Origin of the sequence: Aquibium carbonis (genome assembly GCF_003970795.1) — a bacterium.
In the GTDB taxonomy this organism is placed as follows: Bacteria; Pseudomonadota; Alphaproteobacteria; order Rhizobiales; family Rhizobiaceae; genus Aquibium; species Aquibium carbonis.
Genome location: NZ_RWKW01000090.1, coordinates 85,028 through 94,303 on the forward strand (window position 1 = coordinate 85,028; position 9,276 = coordinate 94,303).

Consider the following 9,276-nt stretch of genomic DNA (forward strand, 5'->3'; position numbering starts at 1 on the left):
CATGGACATCGCAGCGCTGAGACGCGACATCGACGGCATCCGGATCGAGGACAATGCGGCGATCGTCAAGCAGAAGAGCCGCGACTTCTACTGGTACTCGCCGGTGCTGAAACGCCAGCTCGACGAGGTGACGGCCGACATCGTGGTGAGCCCGCGCGACGAGGCCGAGGTGGTGCGCGTGCTGGCCGCCTGCTACCGCCACGGCGTGCCGGTCACGCCCCGCGGCACCGGCACCGGCAATTATGGCCAGGCGATGCCGCTCTCGGGCGGCGTGCTCCTCAACCTCGCCGAGATGAACGACGTGCGCGAAATCGCGCCCGGGCGCGTGGTCTGCGGTCCCGGCGCGGTGATGGCCGAGATCGACAGGCAGACGCGGGCGCATTCCGGCCAGGAATTGCGCATGCTGCCGTCGACCTTCCACACCGCCTCGATCGGCGGCTTCATCGCCGGCGGCTCGGGCGGCATCGGCTCGATCAACTGGGGCGGATTGCGCGATTTTGGCAACATCATCCGGCTTCGGGTGGTGACCATGGAAGAGACGCCACGCATCCTCGACCTGACCGGCGAGGACCTGCACAAGGTCACCCACGCCTATGGCACCAACGGCATCATCACAGAGGTGGAGATGCCGCTGACGGCGGCCTATGACTGGGTCGACGTGATCGTCGGCTTCGACAATTTCATCGAGGCCGCGCGCTACGGCAACGCGCTGGCGCGCCAGGACGGCATTCTCACCAAGCTGATCTCGCCGATCGCCGCCCCCGCGCCCGTCGATTATTTCAAACGCCATGGCAAGTTCCTCGGCGAGGGCCAGAGCGTCTGCCTCGTCATGGTGGCCGCCCACGCGCTCGACGCCTTCCTGGCCTTCACCCGCAGACAGGGCGCGGCGGTGATCTTCAACGCGGCGACCGCGAGCGCCGAGGATATGAAGGGCCTGCCGCCGGTGGCGGAGCTGTCGTGGAACCACACGACGCTGCGCGGCATCCGCATCGACCCGGCGATCACCTATCTCCAGGTGCTCTACCCCTTCCCCAACCAGATCGAGCTGATCGAGAAGGTGCATGCGCTGTTCCCCGACGAAGTGATCGGCCACCTCGAATTCGTGCGTTTCGACGGCGACGTCACCTGCTTCGGCCTGCCCATGGTGCGCTACACCACCGAGGAGCGGCTGGACGAGATCATCCGCCTGCACGAGGAGAACGGCTGCCCGATCTTCAACCCGCACCGCTACACGCTGGAGGAAGGCGGGATGAAGCAGACGGACGCCGTGCAACTCGCCTTCAAGAAGGAGGCCGATCCGAAGGGCCTGCTCAACCCCGGAAAGATGATCGCCTGGGAAAACCCGGACTTCGATTTCGCGACGTCGAAGCCGTTCCTGTTCAGGGGGCTGCAGCAGGTCGGCTGATGTCGAAGACAGGCGCGCCATGAAAATCCTCCTCCTCCATGCCCATCCCGTCGAGACCAGCTTCAACGCCGCGCTGCACCGGCTGATCGTGGAGCGGCTGGAGGCAGCGGGGCATGCGGTGGACGATTGCGACCTTTATGCGGAGGATTTCGACCCGCGCCTGTCGCGGCAGGAGCGGCTCGACTATCACGACCAAGAGCGGAACCTCGACAATGTGCGGCCCTATGTCGAGCGGCTGCGCGCGGCCGATGCGCTGGTGCTGTGCTACCCGGTGTGGAACTACGGCTATCCGGCGATCCTCAAGGGCTACTTCGACCGCGTCTTCCTGCCCGGCGTATCTTTCCGGATCGTCGACGGCAAGGTCGAAGGTGCTCTCCACAACATCACCAAGGTCGTCGCCGTGACGAGCTATGGTGGCTCGCGCTGGCGCGCCTTCCTGATCGGCGATCCGCCCCGCAAACTGGTCAGGCGCCTCCTTTGGGGTACGGTGAAACCGGGCGCTCGCGTCAAATACATGGCGCACTACGACATGAACCGCTCGACGGACGCGTCGCGAAAGCGTTTCATGCGGGCGGTATCCTCCGCAATGGATCGATTCTAGAGAAGCGTCGTGCGTGTCCTCGTCGTCTACTGCCATCCCGTCCCCGAAAGCTTCTGTGCCGCCGTCCGTGACGAAACACTCGCCGCGCTGATCGCGGCGGGCCACGAGACGCGGCTTCTCGACCTCTATGCCATGGGCTTCGATCCGGTGATGGGAACCGAGGAGCGGCGTACCTATAACGACCATGCCCCGACCGATCCGGCGCTCGAGCCCCATATCGAAGCGCTGCGCTGGGCCGAGGGTCTCGTCTTCGTCTATCCGACCTGGTGGTATGGCCTGCCGGCGATGATGAAGGGCTGGCTGGACCGGGTCTGGGCGATCGACATCGTCTTCCAGCTACCCAAGGATGGCGGTCGCATCCGACCGCTGATGACCCACATCCGCAAGGTGGCGGTGGTGACGACCTGCGGCGCTTCCTTCGTCTGGTCGCATCTCATGGGCCATCCCGGCCGCCGCACCGTGCTGCGCGGCATCCGGGCGCTGTGCGGCTGGCGTTGCCGCACGCTCTTCCTGGCGCATTACCGCATGGATGCCTCCACGCCCGCTTCCCGCGCGGCCTATCTCGCGAAGGTTCGCGCGAAGCTCTCCGTATTTTAGGCGCAATCTGGGGATTGCCTGCCGCTGGGTTACCCGGGCCGTGGTCGCAACGGCCCGGCAATGGGCGAACGGCCGTATCCGCGGCCGGCATGTCGACCGACTGTGGAGCATGTCACAGTCCCGCGACATGCCCGGGCCTAGGATCGGCCGCCGGGCTTTGGAGGATTTCGGATGCGCATGTTTCGTTTCGTTGCGGTCGCGCTCGCGGCCATGATCATGCATGCGTCGCCGGGCCTCGCCCAGGACGCCCGGCAGATCGTCACCTCCGCCGACGGCGACTATTTCGGCTTCGACCTGCGGACGGAACAGAACGTCACGCTCGAACAGTGCAAGGCGGTCTGCCTCGGCGATCCTGCCTGCCGCGCCTTCACCTACAACACCCGCGCCAGCTGGTGCTTCCTGAAGTCCGATTACCACGTTCTGAACCCCTTCCCCGGCGCGGTGGCCGGCAAGGTGGTCAACCCGACCGGCGAAGCCGACCTCGGCGCGCCACCCGCCCTCTCCTTCGTCGCGGGCTATGTCCTGTCCGAAGCCCGGCGCACGCGCGACGAGACGCTGGCACGGGCCGATGCCGGCGGCGCCGGTCTTGCCGCGCTGACAGAAGCCGCCCGCATGGCGATGGCCAACAACGACCCGCGCGCGGCGATGCTGAACTACACCAATGCCCTGTCCATCCTGCCCGACGACACCCGCCTGTGGACTGGCCTCGCGGACGCGGCCATCGCGGTACGGCCGGGCGGCGGGGAGAGCGGCTTCAACTTCCAGCGCGTCACGACCGGCGCCGCCGTCAACGGCTACCTCCTGTCGCGCACCGCGAGCGAGCGGGCCGCGGCGCTGAACGCGCTGGCCGTCGGACTGGAACGGCGCTCGATGTTCCGCCCGGCCATCACCGCCTACGAGAAGAGCCTCGAACTCGTCTCGTCGCCTGTGATCCAGGCGCTCTATGCCGACCTGAAGCGGCGCAGGGGCTTTCGCGTCGTCGATCACCGCGTGGATTCCGACAGCGCCAGCCCGCGCGTCTGTGTCCAGTTTTCCGAGGATCTGGTGAAGGCCGGCATCGACTATGCCTCCTTCGTCACCGTCGACAACGCGCCCCTCACCGCCATCGAGCGTGGCGAGCGCGAACTGTGCGTGGAGGGCCTCGTGCATGGCGGACGCTATCGCATCGTCGTGCGCCCCGGCCTGCCTTCGGCCATCGGCGAAGTGATCGGCGAGCCCGTCGCGCTCGACATCTACATCCGCGACCGCTCGCCCTCGCTGCGCTTCACCGGCGAGAACTTCATCCTGCCCAACAGCGCCCGGCGCGGCATCCCCGTCGTCTCGGTCAACACCGACAGGGCGCAGATCGCGATCCACCGGATCGGCGACCGGTCGCTGTCGCGGCTCCTGACCGAATCGCAGTTCCTGCGCCAGCTCGACCGCTACGAGATCGGCCGCCTGGCCGACGATCTAGGCGCGCCGGTGTTCGAGGGCACTCTGGAGATCACGCCCGAACTGAACAAGGAGATCGTCACCGCCTTTCCGGTCGACGAAGCGCTTCCCGAGCGGGCGCCGGGCATCTACGTGATGACGGCCGTTCCGGACGACGACCGCAGCGACGACTGGTCGGCGCGCGCCACGCAGTGGTTCCTGGTCTCCGACATCGGCCTCGTGACCTTTGCCGGCGAAGACGGGCTGTCGGTCTTTGCCCGCTCGCTCGACACCGCCAGGCCCAAGCCCGAGCTATCGCTGACGCTGGTTGCGCGCAACAACGAGGTGCTCGGCACCGCCACCACCGATGCCGACGGACGCGCCCGCTTCGACGCCGGGCTGATCCGCGGCAATGGCGGCATGGCACCGGCCGTGATCATGGCCAGCGAAGGGACGGCGGATTTCGTGTTCCTCGACATGACGCGGGCTGGTTTCGACCTGTCCGATCGCGGCGTCGAGGGCCGCGCTTCGCCCGGCGCAATGGACGTCTATGCCTGGACCGAGCGCGGCATCTACCGTGCCGGCGAGACGGTGCATGCCTCGGCGCTGAACCGTGATCCGCGAGCGGACGCCGTGGACAACCTGCCGCTGACCTTCATCTTCCAGCGCCCCGACGGCGTGGAGGACAGCCGCGTCGTTTCGTCCGGTGCCGAACTCGGTGGCCATGCCGTGGAGCTCGCGCTCGCCTCGACGGCCATGCGCGGCACCTGGTCCCTGCGCATCCACGCCGATCCGAAGGCCGCGCCGATCGCCCAGAAGAGTTTTCTGGTCGAGGACTTCGTGCCCGACCGGATCGAGTTCGACCTCGTGAGCGGCGCCACCGAAGTGGCGGTCGGCGAGGCCGCGACGTTGTCGGTGGACGGACGCTATCTCTATGGCGCGCCGGCCGAAGGCCTTGGGCTGGAAGGCCAGGTCCGGGTCGGCCGCGCCCGAACGCGCACTTCGCATCCGGGCTACGTCTTCGGACTTGCCGACGAGGAGGACGTGGAGGACGCCCGCATCACGCTGGAGGACCTGCCGCGCACCGATGCCGACGGCAAGGCGAGCTTCGACGTCACGATCGACGCGGTGCCCTCGACCACGCAGTTCCTGCGCGCGACGGTCTCGGTGCGGATGGTGGAAGGCGGCGGCCGGGCCGTCGAGCGGTCGGTCGACATCGACGTGACCCCACAGACGGCCATGCTCGGCCTGAAGCCGGAATTCGACGGCTCTGTGCCAGAGGGAGGAACGGCGGCCTTCCGTGTGCTGGCGGTCGACCCCACCGGCGAGCGCATCGACCTGAAGGGCCTGGGCTGGACGCTGAAGAAGCTCGACCGGCACTACCAATGGTATCGCAGCGGCAATTCCTGGAGCTACGAACCCATCACCACGACGAGCCTGATCCAGGACGGCACTGTCGACGCCTCGGCGACGTCGGAGCCGCAGATATCGGTCCCCGTGAGCTGGGGTCGCTACCGGCTGGAAATCGAGACGGCCGACGCCGACGGGCCGGCGACCAGCATCGACTTCGAGGCCGGCTGGTATGTCGAGGCTACGTCGACCGAGACGCCGGACGCGCTGGAAGTGGCCTTCGACAAGGACGCCTATGCGGTGGGCGAAACGGCCAGGCTGAACATCGCGCCGCGTTTTGCCGGCGAGGCGCTGATCACCATCGGCGCCGAGAGTGTGCTGTCGTCCTTCACGGCGACCGTGCCGGAGGGCGGCGCCACGATCGACATTCCGGTGACCGATGACTTCGGAGCCGGCGCCTACGTGATGGCGACGCTGTTCCGGCCCGGCGAGGCGCAGGAATCCCGTCTGCCGATGCGCGCGATCGGGCTCAAATGGCTGAAGGTCGATCCCGGCCAGCGCAAGCTCGTCGTGGCGATCGAGGCGCCGGCCCGCATCGAGCCGCGCCAGGCGTTGACGCTCCCCGTCTCCGTCGGTGGACTGGCGCCAGGCGAGGAAGCCTATGTGACGGTCGCCGCCGTCGACGTCGGCATCCTCAACCTGACACGCTACGAGGCGCCGGACCCGACCGCCTGGTATTTCGGCCAGCGCATGCTGGGTCTGGAGATGCGCGACGTCTACGGCTGGCTGATCGACGGCTCGCAGGGCGCCTTCGGGCGGCTCAGGACCGGCGGCGACGGCGGCGCGATGGGACCGGAGGGCAATCCGCCGACCGAAAAGCTCGTCGCCTTCTTCTCCGGCATCGTGCGGGTGGACGACGAAGGCCGCGCCAGCGTCGCCTTCGACATCCCCCAGTTCAACGGCACGGTCCGCGTCATGGCGGTCGCCTGGTCGAAGGACGGCACCGGCAATGCTTCGGCCGACGTGATCGTGCGCGACCCGGTGGTCGTGACAACGAGCCTGCCGCGCTTCATGGCGCCCGGCGACCAGGCCCGGCTCCTGGTCGAGATCGCCAACACCGACGGCCCGGCCGGCGAATACCGCCTGGCGCTCACCACCGGCGGCTCGCTCCTGCCGACCGAGGGCGGCGTGCCGGCGACGGTGACGTTGCCGGCCGGCGGAAAGACCAGCCTGACGTTGCCGCTGACGGCCGACGTGCCGGGCACCGGCGAGGTGCTGGTGGCGCTCACCCATGCAGGCGGGCTCACCGTCAACCGCACCGCAACCCTCTCCGTTCGCCCCGGCGCCATGCCGGTGACGACGCGGCGGACGGTGACACTCGCGGCCGAAGGCGGCAGCCTGCGGCTCGACGGCGAACTTTTCGCCGGGTCGCTGCCGCAAGGCGCCTCCGTCGCGCTCAACGTCTCGCGCATGAGCGCCTTCGACGTTCCCGCCCTGCTGATGTCGCTCGACCGCTATCCCTATGGCTGCGCCGAGCAGACGACCAGCCGTGCGCTGCCACTTCTTTATGTCAGCGAATTGTCGAAGGCGGCCGGCCTCGACGAGGATCCGGCGGTACGCCAGCGCATCGAGGACGCGATCATACGGGTTCTGTCCTACCAGTCCTCGTCCGGCAGCTTCGGCCTCTGGCGGCCGAGCTCCGGCGACCTGTGGCTCGACGCCTATGTCACCGACTTCCTGACCCGGGCCCGCGAACAGGGATACCCGGTGCCGGAACAGGCGATGAGCCAGGCGCTGATGAACCTGCAGAACGCGCTCGCCTACAACACCGACATCGCCTCTCGCGGCAACGAGATCGCCTATGCGCTCTACGTGCTGTCGCGCAACCGCAAGGCCTCGGCCGCCGACCTGCGCTACTATTCCGACACGCAGATCGAGGCCTTCGCCAGCCCGATGGCCCGCGCCCAGCTGGCCGCCAGCCTGGCGCTCTATGGCGACGCCGTGCGCTCCGAGGCGGCCTTTGGCTCCGCCTTCCGGCTCGCCGAGGGCGAACCTGTCGGTTACACCAGCCGCTCGGACTATGGCTCGACGCTGCGCGACGGCGCGGCCATGCTGGCGCTGGCGGCCGAAAGCCGTCCCGCGCCCGCGCTCATCCCGAAGATGATCGACTACGTTGCCGACGTCCGCCGTCAGTTCCGCTGGACCAGCACGCAGGACGAAGCCTGGATGCTGCTCGCCGCCCGCGCGATCCAGGAGACGAGCGACGACATCCGCCTCGAAGTCGACGGCGCGGCGCACCAGGGCGCTTTCGCCCGACGTCTGGACGGTATGGAGGTGACGGTTTCGCCGATGACCATCGTCAACCGGGGGCCGGAACCGGTCGATGCGATCCTGACGGTCTCGGCTGCACCCGAACAGCCGCTGCCGGCCGGCGGCGAGGGTTTTTCGATCGAGCGCGCCTACTACACGCTCGACGGGGAGCCGGCGAACGTCTTCGATGCGAGGCAGAACGAGCGCTATGTGGTGGTGCTCAAGGTTCGGGAGTTCAACGACTGGCCGTCGCGGCTCCTCGTATCCGACCTGCTGCCGGCGGGGTTCGAGATCGACAATCCGCGTCTGATCGACACCGCGGCGCTATCGAACTTCGACTGGCTGCCCCAACCCGACGCCGTTCACACCGAGTTCCGTGACGACCGCTTCATCGCGGCCTTCGACCGGCCTGGCGGAAGCGACCGAGACATCACACTCGCCTATGTGGTTCGCGCGGTGACGCCGGGCGTCTACACACATCCGGCGGCCACCGTCGAGGACATGTACCGTCCGCAGTTGTCGGCCCGTACCGCCAGTGGGCTGATGGAGGTGCGGGGCGAGTGAGCGGCGCATCCGGCAGATAACCATGATGGATCATGGCGAAGAGGCCTTTCAGGCCGGCTCGATCCCCGGTTCCGCATCTGGCTTGGATGGCGCGGGACACCCACCCCTTATCCCTCCCCACAAGGGGGAGGGGGTCGCCGATGCTGTGCCTGACAATCAGACGATGTCGGCCGGGCTCGGTCTCGGGCGGCCCCGCTCCCCCTTTTGGGGAGGGGTGGGGGCTGGGGGTACTGCCGGCGGAGGAAGAGGTACAGGCATCTTCGCCCACCGGGCCGCACGCACCCTCCCCCGCCTCGCCCTTGCCGCTCTCTCCCTCCTCGCGCTCTCGGGCGTCACCCTCTTTGCCCTCGATCGCCTCGATCGCGCCTATCCGCCGCCGCTCGACCGGGCGAGGGATTTCTCCCGCGAGGTCGTCGACCGCAACGGCGCCTTGCTCAGGGCCTACGCCACCGACGACGGCCGCTGGCGGCTGCCGGTGGACCGGAAGGCGGTCGATCCGCAATTCGTGAGGATGCTGGTGGCCTATGAGGACAAGCGCTTCCACGACCACCACGGCGTCGACCTGCTGGCGGTCGGCCGCGCCGCCTTCCAGTTCGCCACGCAAGGTCGGATCGTTTCTGGCGGCTCCACCATCACCATGCAGCTTGCCCGGCTGATCGAACCACGCGAGGAGCGCAGCCTCTTGTCAAAGGCGCGCCAGGCGCTGCGGGCGCTGCAGATCGAGCGGCGCCTGTCGAAAGACGAGATCCTGACGCGCTACCTGACGCTGGCGCCCTATGGCGGCAACATCGAGGGCGTGCGCGCGGCAAGCCTCGCCTGGTTCGGACGGGAGCCGAACCGGCTGACGCTGCCGCAGGCAGCCCTTCTGGTGGCCTTGCCGCAATCGCCCGAGGCGCGGCGCCCCGACCGGAACGCACGAGCCGCGCAGGCCGCACGCGACCGCGTCCTGTCGCGCATGGCGCAGGCGGGCGTGATCGTTCCAGGCGAGGTGGAACGCGCCTCCGCCGAGCCGGTGAGCAGCACGCGCCGGCCCATGCCC

5 protein-coding genes are annotated in these 9,276 nt (G+C 68.2%); all 5 read left to right on the top strand.

Going from position 1 to position 9,276, the window contains the following annotated elements:
- Position 1: 1 nt before the first annotated feature.
- Positions 2–1,405 carry an FAD-binding oxidoreductase gene (locus EJC49_RS20720; protein WP_126701838.1) on the top strand — a complete coding sequence of 468 codons (1,404 nt, stop codon included), beginning with the start codon at positions 2–4 and terminating at the stop codon, positions 1,403–1,405.
- Positions 1,406–1,424: 19 nt separating this feature from the next.
- The gene (locus EJC49_RS20725; RefSeq protein ID WP_126701839.1) at positions 1,425–2,006 is read left to right on the top strand and encodes an NAD(P)H-dependent oxidoreductase; all 582 of its coding nucleotides are present in this window, start codon (positions 1,425–1,427) and stop codon (positions 2,004–2,006) included.
- 9 nt (positions 2,007–2,015) lie between these two features.
- Positions 2,016–2,603, top strand: coding sequence for an NAD(P)H-dependent oxidoreductase (locus EJC49_RS20730; RefSeq protein ID WP_126701840.1), 588 nt, complete (start codon positions 2,016–2,018; stop codon positions 2,601–2,603).
- A 171-nt stretch (positions 2,604–2,774) separates the two neighbouring features.
- Positions 2,775–8,237, top strand: coding sequence for an alpha-2-macroglobulin family protein (locus EJC49_RS20735; protein WP_126701841.1), 5,463 nt, complete (start codon positions 2,775–2,777; stop codon positions 8,235–8,237).
- A 145-nt stretch (positions 8,238–8,382) separates the two neighbouring features.
- Positions 8,383–9,276, top strand: an 894-nt coding sequence (locus EJC49_RS20740; RefSeq protein ID WP_245453496.1) for a transglycosylase domain-containing protein, incomplete at its 3' end; no start/stop codon positions are given.

Excerpts from the sequence above, each read along its gene's own strand:
- EJC49_RS20720 (WP_126701838.1), top strand. The coding sequence starts at position 2 with ATGGACATCGCAGCGCTGAGACGCGACATCGACGGCATCCGGATCGAG.
- EJC49_RS20725 (WP_126701839.1), top strand. The coding sequence starts at position 1,425 with ATGAAAATCCTCCTCCTCCATGCCCATCCCGTCGAGACCAGCTTCAAC.
- EJC49_RS20735 (WP_126701841.1), top strand. The coding sequence starts at position 2,775 with ATGCGCATGTTTCGTTTCGTTGCGGTCGCGCTCGCGGCCATGATCATG.